This window comes from Superficieibacter sp., assembly GCF_032071645.1.
In the GTDB taxonomy this organism is placed as follows: Bacteria; Pseudomonadota; Gammaproteobacteria; order Enterobacterales; family Enterobacteriaceae; genus Superficieibacter.
In genome coordinates, this window is the sequence record NZ_DAMAPU010000007.1 from 131,451 (window position 1) to 154,825 (window position 23,375).

Consider the following 23,375-nt stretch of genomic DNA (forward strand, 5'->3'; position numbering starts at 1 on the left):
GCTTTATGGTTCCGGCGGCGCAAACCAGGCCGATTTAAAATCGAACCAGCCCAGCGTGTTCATGCGCAGACCGCGCATACTGCGCTGTCCCTGAATGATTAGCCAGTGGTGGATCAGCGGCACGATGGCCTGGCTGGTCAGTAACTGCTGGCACCAGACTGCCAAATCCATTTCACCCGCGTGCCAGCGCGTGGCGTCTTTCTGCCAGTCGATGGGAATGCAGTGCTGGATCAACGGTACTTCATACAGGTGCGAGAAAAGCGAGAAATCGAGCGGCAGGGTAAAATTGGCGCTGTTGAGCCAGATGTCGCTGATTGCATCGCCCCGGTGCCATTCATCATAGTCCACCTCGTTGATGTCCAGTTTTACCCCGTGCTCCGCCAGCAACCGCGCCATAATCTGCGCAATAATATGATGTTCGACGTGATCGCGGTAATAGGTCATCGTCACCGCTTCCAGGCCCGCCGGTTTTTCGCAGCGTTCACTGTGAGCGTGATGCCAGCGCGGCAGCAGTCCATAGGCCGGGAACCAGCGGTATTTATAACTATCTTCAGCGTGATAAAGGAGGCTGGCGGGGGCAAGGATATAGCTTAGCCACTGGCGCACCGCCATGTTTGACCCGCGCGGCGAGCGGGCATCGAACAGCAGATAGTAGCAACCCTCTTCGAGACGACTCTCTACCGCTTTTTCCCCGTCCGGCGATCCCTCCAGCATCAGGCTGCCGTTAAGTTCTTCGCTAAGATCCGGCAGCACCCAGACATTCACCTCATCAATCAGCGCCCGGTAGCCAAAATAGTCGTCGAACGCGTGAATTTTCAGCTGGTTCTGGTTATTGCGCCCGACGGCGTAGGGGCCGGTGCCAATCGGCTGGCTGGCGAAGCGGCTCATCGTTTCCCACTCGCGGGGCAAAATCATGGCCGGCGTATTTCCCAGCAGCCAGGGCAGCCAGCGGTCCGGCTGGCTGAGATGAATATCCAGCGTCCAGGCGGTGGGGGAGTGAATGCGGGTGATGTGCGCATACAGCGGCTGGGGGTTGATTCGGCTGAGCGAGGCGATGACATCCTCCATCTCCAGTTCGCGCCCGTGATGAAAATGAATGCCGGGACGTAAAAAAAATCGCCAGTGCAACGGAGAAATTTGCTGCCAGTGGTGGGCAATGTCCGGTTCCAGTTCCCCGTTTTCCTCATTTATACGCGTCAGCGCGCTAAAGATTTGTCGCGCCATATGGGTTTCTGAACGGCGCAGCGCGCTGCCGGGAAGCAGATTTTTCATCGGCCGATAGTAGAGCACGCGCAGAATATGCCGCCCCTGACGGAAGCTGCGCCCAAGATGGGAGACCAGCATCTGGCGGACAGTGGCTTTATCGCCCACCAGCTGGACCAACTGGTCGATACGATCCTGCTCCAGCAGGTCTTCCGCCCGCTGCTGCTGGAGCGCCAGCCCGGTATACAGGAACGTCAGGCGCGAGCGCTTGCCGCGTCCGGCCTCGGCTTCCCAGGTCAGCCAGCCGCGGGCCTGCATGGTATTCAGCAGGGTGCGCATATGCCGCCGCGAGCAGCTCAGCAGTTCTGCCAGCTCGTTCAGGGTGGTCTCCTGCGATTTGCCGTCGCAGCATTGCCACAGGCGGATGAATTGTTGTTGTAGACGGCCAGAGGACATAAAAGAGGAACTCCCGCTAAAAACCCAGCAATTTATTTATCCCCATATTAAGACAATAATCATCAGCGATGAAGCAAGGAGGTGGAATATGAAGGGGTCTTTCATTCGTCAGTTTTATCTGCGCTATTTTATTGCGACACAGGGAGTGTCCTGGCTGGCCCGTCAGAGCGCACTACAGCGGCTCCGGTTGCTTGAGGAACTGATGCAGTGGGACGTTACAGACCGGACCTCTGAAAACTGATTTGCAGACATCATGTGTGACTGAGTATTGGTGTAAAATCACCCGCCAGCAGATTATTTCTGCTGGCTTTTTTCGTTTTCATTCTTGTGCGTAAGGGACTTTTCATGCTCTGGGTAATGACGATGGCACGGCGGCTCAACGGAATTTATGCCGCATTTATGATCGCAGCGTTTATGGTAGGTATCGCCGGGGCGCTACAGGCTCCAACGCTCAGTTTGTTTCTGAACCGCGAAGTGGGGGCCGAACCGTTTTGGGTCGGTTTTTTTTACACCGTTAACGCCATTGCCGGGATACTGATTAGCCTGCTGCTGGCAAAGCGCTCCGACAGCCAGGGCGACCGGCGAAAACTGATTGTCTTCTGCTGCCTGTTGGCGGTCGTCAATGCGCTGCTGTTTGCGTTTAACCGCCACTACCTGACGCTCATTACCTGCGGGGTATTGCTCAGTTCGATAGCCAGCTGTGTAATGCCGCAGCTATTTGCCCTTGCGCGGGAATATGCCGATCGTTCTGCCCGCGAAGTCGTGATGTTCAGTTCGATAATGCGTGCTCAGCTCTCGCTGGCGTGGGTTATCGGCCCACCGCTGGCCTTTATGCTGGCGCTGAACTACGGCTTTACCACCATGTTTATCACCGCGGCCGGTATTTTCGCCGTCAGCCTGGTGCTGATTGCGCTATGGCTGCCGTCGGTGCCGCGCGTGGAACCGCTTTCCGGGGCGGCGATTGCGCTACCCACCGGCGGCTGGCAGGATAAAAACGTCCGCCTGTTATTTATTGCCTCCACGCTGATGTGGACCAGCAACACCATGTATTTTATCGATATGCCGATATGGATCAGCCAGGATTTAGGCCTGCCGGATAAACTGGCCGGGTTGCTTATGGGCACCTGCGCGGGGCTGGAAATCCCGGTGATGATCATCGCCGGGTATTATGTCAAACGCTTCGGCAAGCGCCGAATGATGATACTTGCGACGCTCTCAAGCTTTATTTTCTACTGCGGGCTGATCTTTTTTCACAGCCAGCAGGGGCTGCTGGTTTTACAGTTTTTTAACGCCGTTTTTATCGGGATTGTTGCCGGAATCGGTATGCTCTGGTTTCAGGATCTGATGCCGGGACGGGCAGGGGCCGCTACCACTCTTTTCTCCAACAGCATTTCTACCGGCGTTATTCTGGCCGGAATGATCCAGGGCGTGCTGGCGCAATACGCTGGTCACGCCGTGGTCTACTGGGCGATTGCGGCAATCTCGATTGTCACCCTGACCATGATCAGCCGGGTAAAGGATGTATAAATTGCCGTAAGCGAAATTCTGGAAGGCAGCGCGTAAAAACGAGACGACAGGGGTTACAGCAGAGAGTAGCTGGCATAGAGTGTGCGACGGGTGCCTGAGGCTGTATGCCTTTGGCGCTGGCTGAATGGCATGCAGAGAAAAGCCCCACCCGACTTTAAATCGAATGAGGCCAATTCCATGCATGAACAACATGAGAATAGCCTCTTAACTGCTGGAAAGCAACGAAGGGGGCTGGAATGCCGCAACGTTATCTGCTGTACGGACTGATAGTGATTTGCATCACTATTCTGCTGTTTACCTGGATGGTACGCGACTCGCTGTGTGAGCTGCATATGAAACAGGGAAAAACGGAGCTTGCGGCGGTTTTAGCCTACGAAGTTAAACGTTAAGAGCTGAACGGCGGGGGCGCGTTTTTCCCCGCCGCTCATGAAGTGACCGCATCCTCAACGCACCCAACTTTTTAGCTAAGCACCGACATTATTTCCCGCAGTTGGCGGATCTCAATTTGCCCCGGCGCTGAAACCTGGCCCGCCGCGCCAAAGGTCATGGCGGAGCCAAACAGTTTTCCCGTCACCCGACTGACGCCCCCTATTTTACCCATCGACATGGTGATCAGTGGCCGGGTGGCGAACTGCTGCTTCATGGTCAACGTGGCGTCGAGCAGCCGTAGCACATCTTCTGCGCACTGGGGCATAACGGCAATTTTAGGCAGATCGGCACCCAGATCCTGCATTCGCCGCAGGCGGTGGATAATCTCTTCTTTAGCGGGCGTTTTTTGGAAGTCATGGCTGCTCATAATGACCTTCACCCCCGACGCGTGAGCGGTGGCGATCGCGTCGCGGATACGCGTTTCATCATTGAACAGTTCAATATCAATAATATCGACCAGGCCGCTCACCGCTATCTGCTGGTTGAGGGCGAAATAGGCCTCTTCGGAGAGTTCGCATTCTCCGCCCTCTTTTTTGCTGCGAAAGGTAAAAATCAGCGGTATATGTGGCAGGGCCTGGCGAATAGCCCGTAATGCGTTGAGCACAAGGGATGAGGTGGCAACCTCAGCGTAATGATCGACGCGCCATTCAATAATATCGGCCCCCACCGTGGCGAGATACTCTGCCTGGCTCTGTAATTCGTCGCGTGATTTACCTACCAGCGGGACACAAATCAGCGTTTCTCCTTCACGGAAAGTGATGTTTTTTACGGTAACCGATTTATCCATTGTTATCTCTGTCATCTTTTTTAGATCAGCTGACGCTGACGATAGCCGATATTACGCGGAATCACAAAATCTGTTCTGAACGAAATTCTGGAAGGCAACGCGTAAAAACGAGACGACAGGAGTTACAGCAGAGAATAGCAGGCATAGAGTGTGCGACGGGTGCCTGAGGCTGTATGCCTTTGGCGCTGGCTGAATGGCATGCAGAGAAAAGCCCCACCCGACTTTAAATCGAATGAGGCCAATTCCATGCATGAACAACATGAGAATAGCCTCTTAACTGCTGGAAAGCAACGAAGGGGGCTGGAATGCCGCAACGTTATCTGCTGTACGGACTGATAGTGATTTGCATCACTATTCTGCTGTTTACCTGGATGGTACGCGACTCGCTGTGTGAGCTGCATATGAAACAGGGAAAAACGGAGCTTGCGGCGGTTTTAGCCTACGAAGTTAAACGTTAAGAGCTGAACGGCGGGGGCGTGTTTTTCCCCGCCGCTCATGAAGTCACTGCATCCTCAACGCACCCCTCTACACCCCTGCTGCGGGTGTCGCCCTGAAGGCATTGACCGTCCTGTCCATCACCACTTCAGTATCGCTTGCCGAATCAAGGATGGTGTTGTGCCGGGAGGCTTTTTCAATCACAACCGCGCTGACATCCAGCGCCGTCAGCCGGTCCGTCGTCAGTAACGCCTCTACCTGGGCAGTAAAACAGGACGCATCCACTGCCGCCGTCTGCGTGTCAGCGGTTTCGGTGGTGGCAACAATATGATTACTGGCAAGATAATTTCCCTGCCCGGACACGAGGCGAACGATCACCGGCTTGCTGCCCGATGGCTGGATGTATTGCTGGTCTATCGTTTCTGAAATATGGTTGGCAACGATCGAATTATGGCTGCCATTGATATGCAGCAGGCCATATAAATCATCGAGGCCATTGTCGTATGTCTGCATCGGCGGCCAGGGTTCACGATCGCGTAAAAAATGATTGGCAGATACCAGGTTTTCCGTGCAGTTATTCTCAAATACCAGCATCCCCGGATAGAAGGAATGGAAGCGGTTGCTGGTCACGGTTGAACGCACCACGCCAGAAAAATGGAGGCTGCTGGCACCGCGCGGGAAAATATTATTGGCTGCAATTAACAGGCCGCCAAAATTCTGCGCGTAAATGGAATATCCTTTATAGCCCGCCCCCATCAGATTATCGGTGATCTTTGATGCCTGTCCTGCCCCCCGTAATTCGAGGCAGTTACCGCATTCCGCGATAAAATTATCATGCACGGTAAGCGCATCTGAATAATATGTCGTGATGCCATGCTCCAGATAGATCAGCCCCATCCCGGTAATGCGAAAGGAGTCATGGGGGCTTTCAATATAAATGCCCGTTTTACCATTCACATAGGTGTTTTCTGGATCGTTTTTTCCTGAACCATCATCAACAAAATGCAAACCATCGATGCAAAAATCGGCAAATTCAACCGAGCTGATGCGAGGCTCTCCGCGACGCTTAACGTAAAACGCGGCCCCGGCATGCTCATCATCATCCGCTGCCGGGCTAAGGTCCACAAGGATGCGGCTGCCGCCAGGCCATAGCTCGTGTAAGTTTTTCCATTCACTCGCGGGCGTATTAAAACGGATGCTGGAAGAAACAAACCCGTGCCCAGAGCCTTTGATTTTCAGATAGCTAATATCAATGACGATCTGGCTGCGTAAATGATAGTCTCCCGGTGGAATATAAATTACCGCACCCGGTTTTCCTCCCTCGTTAATATCAGTCGCGGTTTGTCTTTTTTTGATATCGAAAATGATACTGTTAATCACTTCGCCGATGTCTTCACAGGGATCGCCCACGTTCCATTGCGTCACATCGTAATAATTTTTACCTGTCATTATTTATCCTCCTGCTAATAAATTTATTCTTCCACGTACGTTGCCCGATAGCGGGTAAGCACGGCTGACGCGCCGCTAATCTGAACGCCGGTTAAATGACTGCATGAGTAATAGCGCCGCGTGCCGCATACGCTGCCCTGATGGGCAAAGACCTCAACGATCCCGGCATCAAAGCACAGCGTCACATCGCCAGCGGCGGCGAGCGGGGCGTGGTAGCGTCCGTCATCCACGCCGTGTTCCCGCAGCGTCAAATTTTTGCCGTCATAGTCCAGGCTGATTTGCTGACCGCTATCACCGGTGAGCATCAGATGGAAAAGAGCGGCAGGCGTGAAGACGATCGTGCAGGCCTTGCAACCTTCACGACAGGTCCAGCGGTGATGATCGGGCAGTATCTCCCGGCTTAAGATCAGCGATTCGGGTGGCAGAACGGGCGTCATGCAAAGCTGCTGCCGGGTATTCAGATGAAAACGACGCGGCAATGACATCTCTCCGCTGTAAGCTGAATCAACATTTTTCTGCGTCGCCCAGTTATAGAGCCAGGCAAAACCCGTTCGGCTGTCTTCTTCGCCCCAGGTCTGCAAGGCATAGAAATCGGTGCCAAAATCCAGCATTTGCAGCGGTTGGGAGGACGGCGTGAAAAAGCCCCGGCAGAAATCACCGGTTTGCGCGAACAGGATATTATGCCGACCGGTGACAGGCTCCGTGTAACCGACCACGCTGATGATCAATACCCAGATACCGTCGAGGCAGTAAAAGTCCGGGCATTCAATGCTACGTCCGCCGTTTTCACGGAAATACGCGGGAGCCACATACAGAACGTGGTGAAATGTCCAGTGCTCACTGTCCGGGGAATGAAACAGCAGCATGGCCGGATCGCCGTTAACCGCTGCGCCAAGAATCATATAAAAAGTGGCATCGGCTTCCTCATACCAGACTTTTGGATCGCGAAAATCGCAATCGACGCCGGGTGGGAGTTCGGTCAAGGCGGTTTTTACCAGCGCGGGTTTATCGTAATCCGGGTGTGGTATGGCCATCTTCTGAATTTCGCGGTAGTCGCGGTACAGATCGTAAGCCGGAAGACGTTCGGTGTACCAGAAGCGGGTCTGGCCCTGTTTATCGGTATATGCGCTACCGGAGAACGCGCCGCCGGTCGCTCCGAGCGCCGCCAGATTTTGCTCCGGTTGAAGAAAGACGGGATAGTGTCGCCAGTGGTAAAGATCGCGGCTGACCGCGTGCCCCCAGTGCATCGGTCCCCACTGGGTTGAATGGGGATGATATTGATAAAACAGATGCCACTCGTCGCCTTTACGATGCAGGCCGTTGGGATCGTTCATCCAGCCCGTGCGCGGTGAGAAGTGCAGTGCCGGGCGTAACGGCTCCTGCTGATACCAACGCGCCGTGTCGTGGTCGTTCAACAGGCGAAAATCATCGGGTTGGGTGGAGATAAAGGTGACGCCGTTGCCCGGCAGCGAATCCGGGTGCCAGCTGTAGCACAGCGAAATCTCGCTATACGCAGGCCGCCATTCAATACTGGCAACGCCATCCTGACAGGCAGTCCAGCTAAAATACTGGAAATAACGTGCTGTCCCGACGATCTTAAAAACCTCTTTGCCATTAATACTTATGGCGAACAGAGCCTGTGCTGCTGGCTGCGTCTCTTTCAGCCATAAATCCAGGCGCTGGCCGTGCTTAACATTCAATAACAGCATCATTTTTTATTCCTGTGAATGCGGTTGGCAACGCGTTAATTCGCGTTTGGCAAGGTCAGTTTTAATTTTTTCAAGGAAGGTATTATTCAGTTTGAAATAGCGCACCATAAATGCGCTGATGAAATAGCTCACCATCGGCAGCAGCGAAAACATAATAATAATGCCCTGAATGGTTTGCGGATTTTGTTCTGGTTTGTTCGCGATATAACCGGTGTAAGCCAGAATCCAGGCCACGATTGCCCCGGCGATGGCCAGACCCATTTTCAACATAAACAGATTGCCTGCAAACGAGATCCCGGTAAGGCGTTTGCCGAATTTCCAGTCACCATAGTCATCGACGTCAGACATCATGCCCCACAATATCGGACCAGCCTGGATAAGATGCAGAATATTAATGATGATAAATAAAGTGAGTAATGGCAGCAGGGAATGGGGATTAACAAACCACAGGGCCAGAGAAAGTAAACCGAGGATGATATTGAGCGTCTGGAACAGTTTAATTTTATCGAAGCGGTCTGTCAGTGGTTTAGCGATAATGCTGCCCAGCATACTACAGGCGACGCCAAGTCCCATAAAGAAAGTGATAAATCCAACAGAGGCTTGCATTACGTAGGTCGCATAATAAATGGTTACCGCACCACGAATAAATGCCGGAAAGACGTTTAAAAAGGTAATTGAAATCATCAATAACCACTGATCGTTTTTGACGATATCTTTCAGGTCTCGCAGTAATGAATCATTGCTTTTCACTGATATGACGCGCTCTTTGATGCTGGCGAAGCAGAACAGAAACATCAGCGTACCCGCAGCACCCATAATCATCATGGTTAACTGGAAACCGGAAGCCCGGTCGCCGTTACCGAGCCAGTCAGTTAATGGCAGGATAGAGGAGGAGATAATCAGCGTTGCCAAACCGTTCAGGAAGAAACGCCATGATAAACAGCCCATTCGCTCTTTTTGGTTGAGCGTAATCACGCCAGCAACGGAACAGTAGGGAATATTAATCGCAGTGTAAATTAGCGACATCACAATATACGTTGCCCAGGCATAGAGGATTTTTCCATTCATGCTCAGGTCAGGCGTGGTAAACATGACGGCGGCACCTAAACCAAACGGTAAGGCCATCCAGAGTAACCACGGACGAAATTTTCCCCAGCGGCTTTGGGTTCGATCGCAAATCGCCCCCATCAGCGGATCGGTAAAGGCATCAAAAATACGCACGACGAGAAACAGTGTGCCGACAATTCCAGCATCAAGGCCATACACGTCGGTATAAAACCAGGTCAGATACAGCGCCAGCACGCTCCAGATCATACACGATCCGGCATCGCCCATCCCGTAGCCTATTTTCTCTCGCAAACTTATTTTTCCGTATGCGTTTTGCTTATCCATTGCAGTAACAGACATAATTACACCTCTTTGTGTGCAGTCATAAATACAGGCAAATAAATGCCTGTGATAAGAATGGGGCAGTGAAATAAAATCTACAGGGTGGTCATAGTAATATCGATGCTACTGTCCCGTATCATAAGTCGGGAGACAATTTCATACATTTCGATACTTTCCTGACGATGTTTATTTTTAACTAATTGAAATGCCAGATGGGCAATTTCATTGATCGGTTGCGCCACGCTGGTTATTTTTTTAGTTTGCGCCAGTAAGGTATTATCGAAACTGGCAATGGCGATATCTCCGGGAACAATAACGCCCCTTTCTTTCAGACCCTCTATAATATAACTGGCGACGACATCGTTATAGACTAAAAGGGATGCGCAGGGTTGCTGTCCTGAAGCCAGTTTTTCAATGATGACATCAAGGATATGAATATGCCCTGATATTTTTTCGCCTTCTCCTTTACTGATCCAGAACTGGTTTTCTTTGGCGATGGTCAGACCGTGACTGGCGATCTTTTTACTATAAGAAGAGACTTTTCGGTTATCGACACCCTGTTGGGCGACAAATCCAAAAGAGGTACATCCCGTGTGGATGAAATGTTCTGCTATGCTTTCCGCGCCCTTTGCCTGATTAATCGACACGGAATTAAAAAAACGCGATACCTGCGTGACCACCGCGACCGGAATGTTGGTTATCGTCAACCACTCTGAAAGCCCGGCCTCGGCTTCGGTCGGCACCCACAGCAGGCTGTCGATTCCCATCCCAACCAGCGTGTGAATAATTTGTTTATCCTGCTGCGGCTGGTTTTGATGAGTTTTAACGATTATTGACTTTCCAATGTGTTTTGCTTCTTCTTCAAATGTGGCTAACAACTCACAGAAATGCGGATTAACCAGATTCGGTAATACCACACCCACCAGCCCGGAACATTTCCCGCTAAGTTGAAACGCGCTTTTATCTGGCACATAACAAAGATAATCCATCGCATCGTGTACCGCTTTGCGGGTTTCCTGAACCACACCGGGATGGTTATTGATAACCCGTGACACGGTGGCAGTAGAGACTCCGGCTCTTTTTGCTACATCTTTCAGTGATGCCATAGTGATTAAATGTGTTGTCCATAAGATAAAAGAACTATAAGTGGCGAGCGCGGGAGAAAATGTAAGCCAGTTCACATGTTGTTGCGTTACATAAAACGCCGCTGGCTATCGCAGTTTTATTACTACTGAAATCCTGTGCGCCAAAGAAGCCCGTAACAGGTTTACTAAAAATTATTCTGTTTAATAACAGGGCGGGGGGAGAGAAATAACGCGGCTGGTAATGTTCAGGTCAATCCAAAAAGAGGCAGGTGAGCAGATCCCTGGACAATAAAAAACAGGGGCCGCTGGCCCCCGATAGATTAGCGCATAAACGCGGGCTGCTTATTTTCGTAAGTAGCAATGGCGTCGTCATGCTGCAACGTCAGACCGATACTGTCGAGGCCATTTAACATGCAGTGGCGGCGGAAAGCGTCAATGTTAAAACGGTAGGATTTATCACCCGCTTTCACCATCTGCGCTTCGAGGTCGACCTCAAAGGTGATGCCCGGCCGGGATTGCACCAGCGTAAACAGTTCATCAACCTGCTCATCGCTGAGCGTGACCGGCAGTAACTGGTTATTAAAACTGTTGCCATAGAAGATGTCGGCGAAGCTCGGCGCGATCACCACTTTAAAGCCATAATCGGTCAGCGCCCACGGCGCATGCTCGCGCGAGGAACCGCAGCCAAAGTTTTCCCGCGCCAGCAGGATCGACGCGCCTTTGTACTGCGGAAAGTTCAGCACAAATTCCGGGTTTGGCTGCTGACCATTTTCATCCAGAAAACGCCAGTCGTTGAACAGATGCGCGCCAAAACCGGTGCGCGTTACCTTCTGCAAAAACTGCTTTGGAATGATGGCGTCGGTATCGACGTTAGCGGCATCCAGCGGAACCACCAGGCCAGTATGTTGAGTAAATTTCTCTGCCATGATGTGCTCCTTATTTTATGCTGCGAATGTCGGCAAAACGACCAGTGACGGCGGCGGCGGCGGCCATTGCCGGGCTAACCAGATGCGTGCGTCCGCCGCGCCCCTGGCGACCTTCAAAATTACGGTTGCTGGTGGAGGCGCAGCGCTCACCTGGATTCAGGCGGTCGTTGTTCATCGCCAGGCACATGGAGCAGCCCGGCAGACGCCATTCAAAACCGGCTTCGATAAAGATTTTATCCAGACCTTCCGCTTCCGCCTGCGCTTTTACCGGGCCGGAGCCGGGCACGACCAGCGCCTGGACGCCAGGCGCGACTTTACGCCCTCTGGCAACCTCTGCCGCCGCGCGCAGATCTTCAATACGTGAGTTGGTACAGGAGCCGATAAACACTTTGTCGATGGCGACGTCGGTCAGCGGAATACCCGGCTTCAGCCCCATATAGGCCAGCGCTTTTTCGGCGCTGGCGCGCTCGACCGGATCGCTGAACGATGCGGGATCGGGGATGATCTCGTTAACGGAGATCACCTGACCCGGATTGGTGCCCCAGGTGACCTGCGGGGCGATCTCTGCGGCCTGCAAAGTGACGACGCTGTCAAAATGTGCGCCCTCGTCGGTGTTCAGGGTTTTCCAGTACGCAACCGCATCGTCAAAATCTTTGCCCTTTGGCGCGTGCAGGCGGCCTTTCACATAGTTAAAGGTGGTTTCATCCGGCGCAACCAGGCCCGCTTTGGCACCCATTTCAATCGCCATATTGCACAGGGTCATCCGGCCTTCCATGCTCAGCGCGCGGATCGCGTCGCCGCAGAATTCCACTACATGGCCCGTACCGCCCGCGCTGCCGGTTTTGCCGATAATCGCCAGCACGATATCTTTGGCGGTGATCCCCGCCGCCGCCGTGCCCTGGACTTCAATTTTCATGGTTTTGGCGCGGCCCTGTTTCAGAGTCTGCGTTGCCAGCACGTGCTCAACTTCCGAGGTGCCGATGCCGAACGCCAGCGCGCCAAACGCGCCGTGGGTCGCGGTATGGGAGTCGCCGCAGACGATGGTCATGCCCGGCAGGGTCACGCCCTGTTCTGGCCCCATCACGTGGACGATCCCCTGATACGGGTGATTCAGGTCGTACAGCTCGACGCCAAACTCGTTGCAGTTTTTGATCAGCTCCTGCATCTGGATACGCGCCATCTCGCCGGAAGCGTTGATGTCTTTGGTCTGCGTTGAGACGTTATGATCCATGGTCGCGAAGGTTTTCCCCGGCTGGCGGACCGGCCGACCATGGGCGCGCAGACCGTCAAATGCCTGCGGAGAAGTCACTTCGTGTACCAGATGACGGTCGATGTACAGCAACGGGGTCTCATTCGGCGCTTCATAAACAACGTGCGCATCAAACAATTTTTCATACAGCGTCTTAGCCATGATCATACCCCTTCGGCAACATAGCGGGCGATGATGTCGCCCATTTCATCGGTACTGACCGCCGCCGCGCCACGGGCTAAATCCCCGGTGCGGACGCCTTCTTCTAATGCGCGGTTAATGGCGCTTTCAATGGCGGTTGCCGCGTCGCCTGCGTTCAGGCTGTAGCGCAGCAACAGCGCCAGCGACAGGATCTGCGCGATGGGGTTGGCGATGTTTTTCCCGGCGATATCCGGCGCGGAGCCACCAGCCGGTTCGTACAGGCCAAAACCTTGTTCATTCAGACTGGCGGAGGGCAGCATCCCCATCGAGCCGGTGATCATGGCGCATTCGTCAGACAAAATGTCGCCAAACAGGTTGGAGCACAGCAGCACGTCGAACTGAGAAGGATCTTTAATCAGCTGCATGGTGGCGTTGTCGATGTACATATGCGCCAGCTCAACGTCAGGGTAATCCCCGGCAATTTCGCTGACGATTTCGCGCCACAGAATAGACGATTGCAGGACGTTTGCTTTATCAATGGACGTCACTTTACGGCGACGCTGGCGGGCGGATTCAAAGGCAATCCGCGCGATGCGCTCGATCTCAAAGCGGTGATAAACCTCAGTATCAAACGCTTTCTCATGCTGGCCTGTGCCTTCGCGGCCTTTTGGCTGACCGAAATAGATGCCGCCGGTCAGTTCACGCACGCACAGGATGTCGAAGCCGTTGGCGGCAATGTCAGCACGCAGCGGGCAGAATGCTTCCAGCCCCTGGTACAGTTTAGCCGGGCGCAGGTTGCTGAATAATTTGAAGTGTTTACGCAGCGGCAACAGCGCGCCGCGTTCCGGCTGCTGATCCGGCGGTAATTTTTCCCATTTCGGGCCGCCAACCGAGCCAAACAAAATAGCGTCGGCCTGCTCGCAGCCTGCTACGGTTGCCTGCGGCAGCGGGTTGCCGTGGCGATCGATGGCAATTCCACCCACGTCGTAATGGCTGGTGGAGATGGTCAGGTTGAAGCGCTGACGCACGGCGTCCAGCACTTTCAGGGCTTGCGTCATCACTTCCGGGCCGATGCCATCACCCGGCAACACGGCAATATGGTAATTCTTCGACATTACACGGTTTCCTTGTTGTGTTCTTTATTATGAGCTTTACGTTGTAATTCTTTTTCGACTTCGGCGGCGCGCCAGATATTGTTCAGCACGTGGACCATGGCTTTTGCCGATGATTCGATGATATCGGTTGTCAGACCCACGCCGTGGAAGCGGCGACCATTGTAGTTGACCACGATATCCACCTGGCCCAGCGCATCTTTGCCGTGGCCTTTCGCGGTCAGGCCATATTTCACCAGTTCAATGTTGTAATCGGTGATGCGGTTGATCGCCTGATACACGGCGTCCACCGGACCGTTGCCGTTGGCGGCTTCGGCTTTCACTTCGTCACCGCAGGCCAGCTTCACGGAGGCGGTGGCAATATCATTCGAACCGGACTGCACGGTGAAGTAGTCCAGGCGGAAATGCTCCGGTTCTTCCTGCTGCTTATTGATAAAGGCCAGCGCTTCCAAATCGTAATCAAAGACCTGGCCTTTTTTGTCTGCCAGTTTCAGGAAGGCGTCGTACAGGTTGTCCAGATTGTAATCGGTCTCTTTGTAACCCATCTCGTCCATGCGGTGTTTTACCGCCGCCCGGCCAGAGCGGGAAGTCAGATTCAGTTGAACCTGATTCAGGCCGATAGATTCCGGGGTCATAATTTCGTAGTTGGAGCGGTTTTTCAGCACGCCGTCCTGATGGATGCCGGAAGAGTGAGCGAATGCGCCGGTGCCGACAATCGCTTTGTTCGCCGGGATCGGCATGTTGCAAATCTGGCTGACCATCTGGCTGGTGCGCCAGATCTCCTGATGATTAATCTGCGTGTGGACGTTCAGAATGTCATGGCGCACTTTGATCGCCATGATCACTTCTTCCAGCGAGCAGTTACCGGCGCGTTCGCCGATGCCGTTCATTGCGCCTTCAACCTGACGTGCGCCCGCATGGACCGCCGCCAGCGCGTTGCCGACGCCCAGGCCCAGATCGTCATGAGTATGTACAGAGATAATCGCTTTATCAATATTGGGGACGCGCTCGTACAGCCCCTGAATGATGCCGCCAAATTCAAATGGCATGGTGTAGCCGACGGTATCCGGGATGTTAATCGTTTTCGCACCCGCATTGATGGCGGCTTCCACCACCCTGGCCAGATCGGCAATCGGAGTGCGCCCGGCATCTTCGCAGGAGAATTCCACATCATCGGTATAGTTGCGTGCGCGTTTGACCATGTACACCGCCCGCTCAATCACTTCGTCCAGGGTGCTGCGCAGCTTGGTGGCGATATGCATCGGGGAGGTCGCAATAAAAGTATGAATGCGGAACGCGTCAGCCACCTTCAGGGATTCAGCGGCAACGTCGATATCTTTCTCGACACAGCGGGCCAGGGCGCAGACGCGGCTGTTTTTAACCTGGCGCGCAATAGTCTGGACAGATTCGAAATCCCCCGGAGAAGAGACCGGGAAACCCACCTCCATCACGTCAACGCCCATACGCTCAAGTGCCAGCGCAATCTGCAATTTCTCTTTCACACTCAGACTTGCCTGTAACGCCTGTTCACCGTCGCGTAAGGTGGTATCGAAAATAATGACTTGCTGGCTCATGGTTTAGGTCCTTTTTGTCTGTCCGGGGCGCTGTGCAACGAGCATAAAAAAACCCGCGCAGTGGCGCGGGTTTTTTCTTACTGAAGAGGCTTAACGTTGTCCGTCGCCCGCCAGTCTACCGCGCAATGAGGATGCGTTTAGTAGTAGTAGACCGAGGCGACGAGTGGAACGAATCATGTAAGCCATACTCCAGATGAATAAGATATGCCTTTAGTGGTACTGGATAGCGCGATCGATGTCAACCCCTTGCCTGACAAAACGCCGCTAATCGGTGTTTTATCCAGAACGAACTTTAGCTAATTGTGCTGAAGAAGCGCCGTTTTAATGGAGGAATATATTAGTGAGCGCGGATGATTTAATCACGGGATTAACATCAATAACATTTTTTTCAAAATTTTATTTTTAGAAATATTTATAATGTATTGATTTTTATCCTGTTTGCTAATGAGGGTATGGGTTTTTAACGTAAATAGATATTATTTGATCATTCAGTGTAAAATATTTGTATTTAAAGAGGTGAGGGTTAAGTTTTACTTAAATCGTTATTAACCAGATGGCTGATTGTTTATTGATGGTGTTTATGATTAAACTTGATCTATAAGGTCATGGTTATGGTTCTGGCGTTTTTTTGTCTCATTCAGTTTGGGCTTCATCTCCATTTTTAATCTTCCAAACCTTTATATATTCCTAAAATGTAAACTTTCCCTTTTGCTCATTCTATATGCATGGTAAATCATATTAATAGTATTTATCGCTGCGTAATGGCAAAGGGAACTTAGTGTGACAGTGGAGTTAAATATGCAGGCTGAAAAAACAGAACACCCCCAAAGTCGCGAAGAAATTAAGCCTCAGCTTCGGATGGTGGATTTAAATCTTCTAACGGTATTTGACGCGGTCATGCAGGAGCAAAATATCACCCGTGCTGCTCACGCGTTAGGTATGTCTCAACCTGCCGTCAGTAATGCGGTAGCACGCCTTAAAGTGATGTTTAATGATGAACTTTTTGTGCGCTATGGTCGTGGTATTCAACCAACGGCAAGAGCTTTCCAGCTTTTTGGCTCCGTGCGTCAGGCGCTGCAACTGGTTCAAAATGAACTGCCGGGGTCTGGATTCGAACCGGTGAGCAGCGAACGTATTTTTAACCTGTGCGTTTGCAGCCCGCTGGATAATTACCTGACCTCCATTATCTATAACAAAGTGGAAGAAATCGCACCGAATATCCACCTGGTTTTCAAATCGTCGCTCAATCAAAATACAGAACATCAGCTGCGTTATCAGGAAACAGAATTTGTTATCGGCTATGAAGATTTTCGTCGCCCGGAGTTTTCGTGCGTGCCGTTGTTTAAAGATGAAATGGTGCTGGTTGCCAGCAGAAAACATCCACGTTTAAAAGGCCCACTGCGCGAAAGCGATGTGTATAACGAAGAACATGCCGTTGTTGCGCTTGACCGTTTTGCCTCTTTCAGCGCCCCGTGGTACGACACGCCAGACAAACAATCCTGCATTGCTTATCAGGGCATGGCATTAATCAGCGTACTGAACGTGATTTCTAAAACCGATCTGGTGTGTATCGCCCCGCGCTGGCTGGCGGAAGAGTTTTCCGGCAAGCTGGAAATCCAGATCCTGCCGTTACCGCTGAAGCTGAATAGCCGCACCTGCTATCTGTCATGGCATGAGGCCGCAGGCCGCGATAAAGGCCATCAGTGGATGGAAGAACTGCTGGTTTCAGTTTGCCGCCGCTAATATCTCCCGCCAATAAACCGGATGCCAGACGTCCGGTTTATTCTTTTTATTTCCTCATTTAAAGTATCTTATTCTGTTATGTCGGGTGGGCGCTGCTCACGCGGCAGAAAAAAATGGATGATTTCCTGTGTTTTATCCTCATCGCCGAGTATTGAACATCATTTTTTATCATCACTCGAACTTTCCGCTAATTTCCCTCCGTTTGCTGTTATTTCCTCTTCTGATTTGCCCTTGTACCTTCTGTTAATCGATTGCCTGCCTTATACCGAGCGGTTATGTTAGAGATGTGCAAGGAATAATCCCGTAAAAATCAGCGGCGGAAAATGAGTTCTGCCCTAATTAAAAACAGAAGCCTGGAGGCAAACCATGGAGATGTTGTCAGGAGCCGAGATGGTCGTCCGGTCGCTTATCGACCAGGGCGTAAAGCAGGTTTTCGGCTATCCCGGAGGCGCAGTCCTCGATATTTATGATGCGCTACATACCGTTGGCGGCATCGATCATGTGCTGGTCCGCCACGAGCAGGCCGCCGTGCATATGGCCGACGGGCTGGCGCGCGCCACGGGGGAGGTGGGTGTCGTGCTGGTGACATCCGGCCCCGGCGCGACCAATGCAATAACCGGTATCGCCACGGCCTATATGGATTCGATTCCGCTGGTGATCCTCTCGGGACAGGTAGCCTCATCGCTGATTGGCTACGATGCTTTCCAGGAGTGCGATATGGTGGGGATCTCCCGCCCGGTGGTAAAACACAGCTTTCTGGTCAAGCAGACGGAAGATATTCCTGGGGTGCTGAAAAAAGCCTTCTGGCTGGCGGCAAGCGGTCGCCCTGGTCCGGTGGTGGTCGATCTGCCAAAAGACATTCTTAACATCGCGAATAAATTACCCTACGTCTGGCCGGAGTCGGTCAGTATGCGATCCTATAATCCCACCACGTCCGGGCATAAAGGCCAGATCAAGCGCGCGCTGCAAACGCTGGTCGCCGCGAAAAAACCGGTGGTGTACGTCGGCGGCGGGGCGATCAACGCAGAGTGTCACGATCAATTACGCGCACTGGCCGAAACGCTAAATCTGCCGGTCGTTTCCTCTCTTATGGGACTTGGCGCATTTCCCGCCACCCACCGGCAGGCGCTGGGTATGCTGGGGATGCACGGCACTTACGAAGCCAATATGACGATGCATCATTCCGATGTGATTTTTGCCGTTGGCGTGCGCTTTGACGATCGCACTACCAATAATCTGGCAAAATATTGCCCGAATGCCACGGTGTTGCATATTGATATCGATCCTACTTCAATTTCAAAAACCGTGAATGCTGACGTGCCCATTGTCGGCGATGCCCGCCGCGTGCTGGAGCAGATGCTGGAGCTGCTGGAGCCAGAGCGTGCCGCCCAGCCGCTGGATGAGATCCGCGACTGGTGGCTGCAAATCGACCAGTGGCGCGCTCGTCAGTGCCTGAAGTACGACACGCAAAGCGAAAGTATCAAGCCACAGGCGGTGATTGAGGCGATCTGGCGTCTGACGAAGGGCGAGGCCTATGTGACTTCCGACGTCGGTCAGCACCAGATGTTTGCCGCGCTCTATTATCCTTTCGACAAGCCGCGCCGCTGGATCAACTCCGGTGGCCTGGGGACGATGGGCTTTGGCCTTCCTGCCGCGCTGGGCGTGAAAATGGCGCTGCCGGAAGAAACCGTAGTCTGCGTAACCGGTGACGGCAGCATCCAGATGAACATTCAGGAGCTGTCCACAGCATTACAATATGATTTGCCGGTGCTGGTGCTCAATCTCAACAACCGCTATCTCGGTATGGTGAAGCAGTGGCAGGATATGATCTACTCCGGCCGCCATTCCCACTCTTATATGCAGTCGCTGCCGGATTTCGTGCGGCTGGCGGAAGCCTATGGTCATGTCGGTATTCAAATCACCCATCCGCAGGATCTTGACGCGAAGCTGAGTGAAGCGCTGGAGCAGGTCCGCAATCAACGGTTGGTCTTTGTCGATGTCACCGTTGACGGGAGCGAGCACGTCTACCCGATGCAGATCCGGGGCGGTGCAATGGATGAAATGTGGCTGAGCAAAACGGAGAGGACCTGATTATGCGCCGGATATTATCGGTTTTACTGGAAAATGAGTCTGGCGCACTGTCGCGCGTGATCGGCCTTTTTTCGCAGCGTGGCTATAACATTGAAAGCTTAACGGTCGCGCCTACCGACGATCCCACACTTTCGCGGATGACGATCCAGACCGTCGGGGATGAAAAAGCCATCGAGCAGATCGAAAAGCAGCTCCATAAGCTGGTGGATGTACTGCGCGTGAACGAGCTGGGGCAGGGGCCACACGTTGAGCGGGAAATTATGCTGGTAAAGGTACAGGCCAGCGGTTACGGGCGTGAAGAGGTCAAACGCAACACGGAGATCTTCCGTGGGCAAATTATTGACGTTACCCCATCGATGTATACCGTTCAGCTAGCCGGAACCAGCGATAAACTGGATGCGTTTCTCGCCACTTTGCGCGACGTGGCCCGCATTGTAGAAGTGGCGCGCTCAGGAATTGTTGGACTGTCGCGCGGCGATAAAATCATGCGTTAATCGTTAAAACCGCCTGATATAACGCCCGACCGCGCGCTGGTCGGGCTTTTTTTTACGAAAACCGGGATGAGCGCAAAGAAAAGCGGTTGCCCCTGTGATTATTCTGCGCTTAGATGTTAAGGATTTTAACCTTAAAAAGGTTATGGAGTATCTTTTTTCTTAAGGGGCAATTGTGAAACTGGATGAAATCGCCCGGCTTGCCGGCGTCTCAAGGACTACCGCCAGCTATGTGATTAACGGTAAAGCGAAGCAGTACCGTGTCAGCGATAAAACCGTCGAAAAAGTCATGGCCGTAGTGCGCGAGCACAATTATCACCCGAATGCGGTGGCGGCAGGGCTACGCGCAGGACGCACCCGCTCTATCGGGTTGGTGATCCCGGATCTGGAAAATACCAGCTATACCCGCATTGCTAACTATCTTGAGCGTCAGGCGCGTCAGCGTGGGTATCAGTTATTAATTGCCTGTTCGGAAGATCAACCGGATAACGAAATGCGCTGTATTGAGCATCTGCTACAGCGTCAGGTGGATGCCATTATCGTTTCCACATCGCTGCCCCCGGAGCATCCTTTTTATCAGCGCTGGGCGAATGATACTTTCCCAATTGTGGCGCTGGATCGTGCGCTGGATCGCGAACACTTCACCAGCGTGGTCGGTGCGGATCAGGATGATGCCGAAATGCTGGCGGCGGAACTGCGCACTTTCCCGGCGGACACCGTGCTTTATTTAGGCGCGTTACCGGAGCTTTCGGTCAGCTTCCTGCGCGAGCAGGGTTTCCGCACGGCCTGGAAAGACGATCCGCGCGACGTCCATTACCTGTATGCCAATAGCTATGAGCGTGAGGCCGCCGCGCAATTGTTTGAGAAATGGCTTGAAACGCATCCGATGCCGCAGGCGTTATTCACCACCTCCTTTGCGCTATTGCAGGGCGTGATGGATGTCACGCTGCGTCGCGATGGCAAGCTGCCGTCCGATCTGGCGATTGCCACTTTCGGCGATAATGAGCTGCTGGATTTCTTACAGTGTCCGGTGCTGGCGGTAGCCCAGCGTCATCGTGATGTGGCTGAGCGGGTTTTAGAAATCGTCCTTGCCAGCCTTGATGAACCGCGTAAACCTAAGCCGGGCTTAAGTCGCATCCGCCGTAATCTGTATCGCCGCGGTATACTCAGCCGTCACTAACTTCACGCCTCACGTCCGGCGGTGTCGACCGTCGGACGCGCTTGCCGGATGCAGTCTATATTGTTCATTTATTACTGATATTTTGAATAACAGTTAATTAAGATTCAGATAAATCCATTTTTTCTGCAGGGTAAATTTATTTCATCTTTAATGCGTCGCTTAAAAGCCGTTATCAGGGGGTAGATAAGTAAATTTATATTTCTGTCGTATCTTTTTGTTACATTCGTTGCCCGCCTGGGCCTCTTATCATCCGCCCGGTGTATGTTTATCAGGCGACAACCCTGCATTTCACTCACTGCGTAGCCAAGATGTGCTGTTAACCCTTCCGGGAATGTCCTAAAATGCCGCTCGCGTCGCAAACTGACACTTTATATTTTCGCCTGAAGATACCGATCGCTTTCTTCTGAGAATGAAGCGCGGGATTTTTTTCTTACAAATATTCATAGCGTTAATTTGCTTCACATATCGCTCGGTATTTAATCAAAGCCATCAACGACCGTCAGGATCGGGTTTTTTAATCGCTCTGGCGTTTTTGCTGGCTTGACAAGCTTTTCCTCCGCTCCGTAAACTCCCTCTGGTGGGAATTTGTGGGATAAAGTGGTGATAAGGGGTGAGCGGGCATGTTCCGTGGAGCGGCACTGGTCAATCTTGACAGCAAAGGTCGGTTATCCGTACCTACCCGGTATCGGGATACGCTGATTGAAAGCGCCTCCGGTCAAATGGTTTGCACCATTGATCTCCATCACCCTTGTCTGCTGCTTTACCCTTTGCCTGAGTGGGAAATTATCGAGCGAAAATTATCTCGTTTGTCAGGCATGAATCCCCTTGAGCGTCGTGTGCAACGCCTGCTTCTGGGACACGCCAGCGAATGTCAGATGGACAACGCTGGGCGGTTATTAATTGCGCCGGTTTTACGGCAGCATGCCGGACTGACCAAAGAAGTGATGCTGGTTGGACAGTTTAATAAATTTGAACTGTGGGACGAAACGGCCTGGTATCAACGAGTCAAGGAAGACATCGATGCTGAGCAATCCGCCACCGGAGAATTATCGGAGCGGTTGCAGGACTTATCTCTATAATATGATGGAAAATTTTAAACACACCACGGTCTTGCTTGATGAAGCCGTCAACGGTCTGAACATTCGCCCGGAAGGTATCTATATTGATGGTACTTTTGGTCGTGGTGGTCACTCACGCCTGATCCTCGGTCAGCTTGGACCGCAGGGACGTCTGCTGGCGATCGACCGCGATCCGCAGGCCATTGCCGTAGCGCAGGCGATCAACGATCCGCGTTTTTCCATTATTCATGGGCCTTTTTCCGCGCTGGCAGACTATGTTAGCGAGCGCGAACTTACCGGCAAGATCGACGGCATCCTCCTCGATCTTGGCGTCTCTTCCCCCCAGCTTGACGATGCTGAACGCGGCTTCTCTTTTATGCGCGACGGTCCGCTGGATATGCGTATGGACCCGACCCGTGGGCAGTCGGCTGCCGAATGGCTGCTGAAGGCGGAAGAGGCCGATATCACCTGGGTGCTTAAAACTTTTGGCGAAGAGCGCTTTGCCAAACGTATTGCCCGTGCCATCGTCGAGCGTAACCGCGTAGAGCCAATGACCCGCACCAAAGAGCTGGCGGAAGTCGTGGCGGCGGCAACGCCGGTAAAAGACAAATTCAAACATCCCGCGACCCGTACCTTCCAGGCGGTGCGCATCTGGGTAAACAGTGAACTGGAGGAGATAGAGCAGGCGCTAAAAAGCTCGATCGATGTACTGGCCCCCGGCGGGCGGCTTTCGATCATCAGTTTCCACTCGCTGGAAGACCGCATTGTGAAGCGCTTTATGCGCGAACAAAGCCGTGGTCCGCAGGTTCCGGCAGGGTTACCGATGACTGAAGCACAGCTGAGCAAACTGGGCGGTCGTCAGTTACGAGCGTTAGGCAAGTTGATGCCGGGCGAAGATGAAGTGGCAGAGAATCCACGCGCCCGCAGTTCAGTTCTGCGCATTGCAGAGAGGACGAACGCATGATCGTCAGAGTGACAGAAGCCATAGGCAAAGTTAAAGGATCGTTAGGAAGCAACGAGCGCCATGCCTTGCCTGGCGTGATCGGCAGCGATCTCATGCGCTTTGGCAAACTGCCACTCTGTCTGTTCATTTGCATTATTGTTACCGCGATTACGGTGGTCACCACCGCGCACCATACGCGCCTGCTAACCGCCCAGCGCGAACAACTGGTGGTGGAGCGTGATGCGCTGGACATTGAATGGCGCAACCTGATCCTTGAAGAAAATGCGCTCGGCGATCACAGCCGGGTTGAGCGGATCGCAACGGAAAAGCTGCAAATGCAGCATGTCGATCCTTCGCAGGAAAATATCGTCGTACAAAAATAAGGATTTATACAACGC

The 23,375-nt window shown here is 52.7% G+C and carries 22 protein-coding genes; 11 read left to right on the forward strand and 11 right to left on the reverse strand.

The features are described 5' to 3' along the window. Window positions 1-3 precede the first annotated feature (3 nt). Window positions 4-1,659, reverse strand: coding sequence for an HTH-type transcriptional regulator SgrR (gene sgrR, locus RT197_RS14680; protein WP_312951818.1), 1,656 nt, complete (start codon window positions 1,657-1,659; stop codon window positions 4-6). Window positions 1,660-1,747: 88 nt separating this feature from the next. Here sgrR and sgrT point away from each other — a divergent pair, with 88 nt between their 5' ends. The 3 genes from sgrT to hokA (RT197_RS14695) all read left to right on the forward strand — a co-directional run bounded on the left by sgrT (window position 1,748) and on the right by hokA (RT197_RS14695) (window position 3,575). Next, window positions 1,748-1,900 (forward strand): glucose uptake inhibitor SgrT, encoded by a 153-nt coding sequence (sgrT, locus tag RT197_RS14685; RefSeq protein WP_312951820.1) that lies wholly within the window; start codon window positions 1,748-1,750, stop codon window positions 1,898-1,900. 104 nt (window positions 1,901-2,004) lie between these two features. Then, complete coding sequence (locus tag RT197_RS14690) at window positions 2,005-3,186, forward strand: sugar efflux transporter (protein WP_312951821.1); 1,182 nt, start codon at window positions 2,005-2,007, stop codon at window positions 3,184-3,186. 236 nt (window positions 3,187-3,422) lie between these two features. Then, window positions 3,423-3,575 (forward strand): type I toxin-antitoxin system toxin HokA, encoded by a 153-nt coding sequence (gene hokA / locus RT197_RS14695; RefSeq protein WP_312951823.1) that lies wholly within the window; start codon window positions 3,423-3,425, stop codon window positions 3,573-3,575. 71 nt (window positions 3,576-3,646) lie between these two features. On the opposite strand, the gene aroD is transcribed toward hokA (RT197_RS14695), so the two are convergent. Continuing rightward, the gene (gene aroD, locus RT197_RS14700; protein ID WP_312951824.1) at window positions 3,647-4,402 is read right to left on the reverse strand and encodes a type I 3-dehydroquinate dehydratase; all 756 of its coding nucleotides are present in this window, start codon (window positions 4,400-4,402) and stop codon (window positions 3,647-3,649) included. Between the two features lie 305 nt (window positions 4,403-4,707). Between aroD and hokA (RT197_RS14705) the strand changes: the two genes are divergently transcribed. Then, window positions 4,708-4,860 (forward strand): type I toxin-antitoxin system toxin HokA, encoded by a 153-nt coding sequence (gene hokA / locus RT197_RS14705; RefSeq protein WP_312951823.1) that lies wholly within the window; start codon window positions 4,708-4,710, stop codon window positions 4,858-4,860. A gap of 67 nt (window positions 4,861-4,927) precedes the next feature. Here hokA (RT197_RS14705) and RT197_RS14710 read toward each other — a convergent pair whose 3' ends face one another. The 9 genes from RT197_RS14710 to leuL form a co-directional block, all read right to left on the reverse strand. Then, entirely contained in the window at window positions 4,928-6,286 is a 1,359-nt protein-coding gene (locus RT197_RS14710; protein WP_312951825.1) for a NosD domain-containing protein, read from the reverse strand. Between the two features lie 23 nt (window positions 6,287-6,309). After that, a complete protein-coding gene (locus RT197_RS14715) occupies window positions 6,310-7,998 on the reverse strand; it encodes a glycoside hydrolase family 32 protein (RefSeq protein WP_312951826.1) in 1,689 nt (562 codons plus the stop codon). Window positions 7,999-8,001: 3 nt separating this feature from the next. Beyond that, a complete protein-coding gene (locus RT197_RS14720) occupies window positions 8,002-9,402 on the reverse strand; it encodes a glycoside-pentoside-hexuronide (GPH):cation symporter (protein ID WP_312951828.1) in 1,401 nt (466 codons plus the stop codon). Between the two features lie 77 nt (window positions 9,403-9,479). Next, on the reverse strand, window positions 9,480-10,490 hold the full coding sequence (locus RT197_RS14725; RefSeq protein WP_312951952.1) for a LacI family DNA-binding transcriptional regulator: 1,011 nt from the start codon (window positions 10,488-10,490) through the stop codon (window positions 9,480-9,482). Between the two features lie 299 nt (window positions 10,491-10,789). Beyond that, window positions 10,790-11,395, reverse strand: a complete 606-nt coding sequence (gene leuD / locus RT197_RS14730) for a 3-isopropylmalate dehydratase small subunit (protein WP_312951830.1) — start codon at window positions 11,393-11,395, stop codon at window positions 10,790-10,792. A gap of 10 nt (window positions 11,396-11,405) precedes the next feature. After that, entirely contained in the window at window positions 11,406-12,806 is a 1,401-nt protein-coding gene (gene leuC, locus RT197_RS14735) for a 3-isopropylmalate dehydratase large subunit (RefSeq protein ID WP_312951832.1), read from the reverse strand. 2 nt (window positions 12,807-12,808) lie between these two features. Further along, on the reverse strand, window positions 12,809-13,900 hold the full coding sequence (leuB, locus tag RT197_RS14740) for a 3-isopropylmalate dehydrogenase (protein ID WP_312951834.1): 1,092 nt from the start codon (window positions 13,898-13,900) through the stop codon (window positions 12,809-12,811). Beyond that, complete coding sequence (leuA, locus tag RT197_RS14745) at window positions 13,900-15,471, reverse strand: 2-isopropylmalate synthase (RefSeq protein ID WP_312951835.1); 1,572 nt, start codon at window positions 15,469-15,471, stop codon at window positions 13,900-13,902. Before leuA ends, leuB begins: the two co-directional genes overlap by 1 nt. A gap of 90 nt (window positions 15,472-15,561) precedes the next feature. Beyond that, window positions 15,562-15,657: a leu operon leader peptide gene (gene leuL / locus RT197_RS22015; RefSeq protein ID WP_409529700.1), complete on the reverse strand. Its 96-nt coding sequence runs from the start codon at window positions 15,655-15,657 to the stop codon at window positions 15,562-15,564. Between the two features lie 612 nt (window positions 15,658-16,269). Here leuL and leuO point away from each other — a divergent pair. The 7 genes from leuO (at window position 16,270) to ftsL (ending at window position 23,360) form a co-directional block, all read left to right on the forward strand. Further along, the gene (gene leuO, locus RT197_RS14750) at window positions 16,270-17,214 is read left to right on the forward strand and encodes a transcriptional regulator LeuO (protein ID WP_312951837.1); all 945 of its coding nucleotides are present in this window, start codon (window positions 16,270-16,272) and stop codon (window positions 17,212-17,214) included. A 366-nt stretch (window positions 17,215-17,580) separates the two neighbouring features. Continuing rightward, window positions 17,581-19,305, forward strand: coding sequence for an acetolactate synthase 3 large subunit (gene ilvI, locus RT197_RS14755; RefSeq protein WP_312951839.1), 1,725 nt, complete (start codon window positions 17,581-17,583; stop codon window positions 19,303-19,305). A 2-nt stretch (window positions 19,306-19,307) separates the two neighbouring features. After that, window positions 19,308-19,799: an acetolactate synthase small subunit gene (gene ilvN, locus RT197_RS14760; RefSeq protein WP_312951841.1), complete on the forward strand. Its 492-nt coding sequence runs from the start codon at window positions 19,308-19,310 to the stop codon at window positions 19,797-19,799. 172 nt (window positions 19,800-19,971) lie between these two features. Continuing rightward, a complete protein-coding gene (cra, locus tag RT197_RS14765) occupies window positions 19,972-20,976 on the forward strand; it encodes a catabolite repressor/activator (protein WP_312951843.1) in 1,005 nt (334 codons plus the stop codon). A gap of 620 nt (window positions 20,977-21,596) precedes the next feature. After that, window positions 21,597-22,055, forward strand: a complete 459-nt coding sequence (gene mraZ / locus RT197_RS14770) for a division/cell wall cluster transcriptional repressor MraZ (RefSeq protein WP_312951844.1) — start codon at window positions 21,597-21,599, stop codon at window positions 22,053-22,055. A gap of 1 nt (window position 22,056) precedes the next feature. Next, entirely contained in the window at window positions 22,057-22,998 is a 942-nt protein-coding gene (rsmH, locus tag RT197_RS14775) for a 16S rRNA (cytosine(1402)-N(4))-methyltransferase RsmH (RefSeq protein WP_312951846.1), read from the forward strand. Further along, complete coding sequence (gene ftsL, locus RT197_RS14780; protein ID WP_312951848.1) at window positions 22,995-23,360, forward strand: cell division protein FtsL; 366 nt, start codon at window positions 22,995-22,997, stop codon at window positions 23,358-23,360. The genes rsmH and ftsL overlap by 4 nt, the downstream gene beginning before the upstream one ends. Window positions 23,361-23,375: the final 15 nt, after the last annotated feature.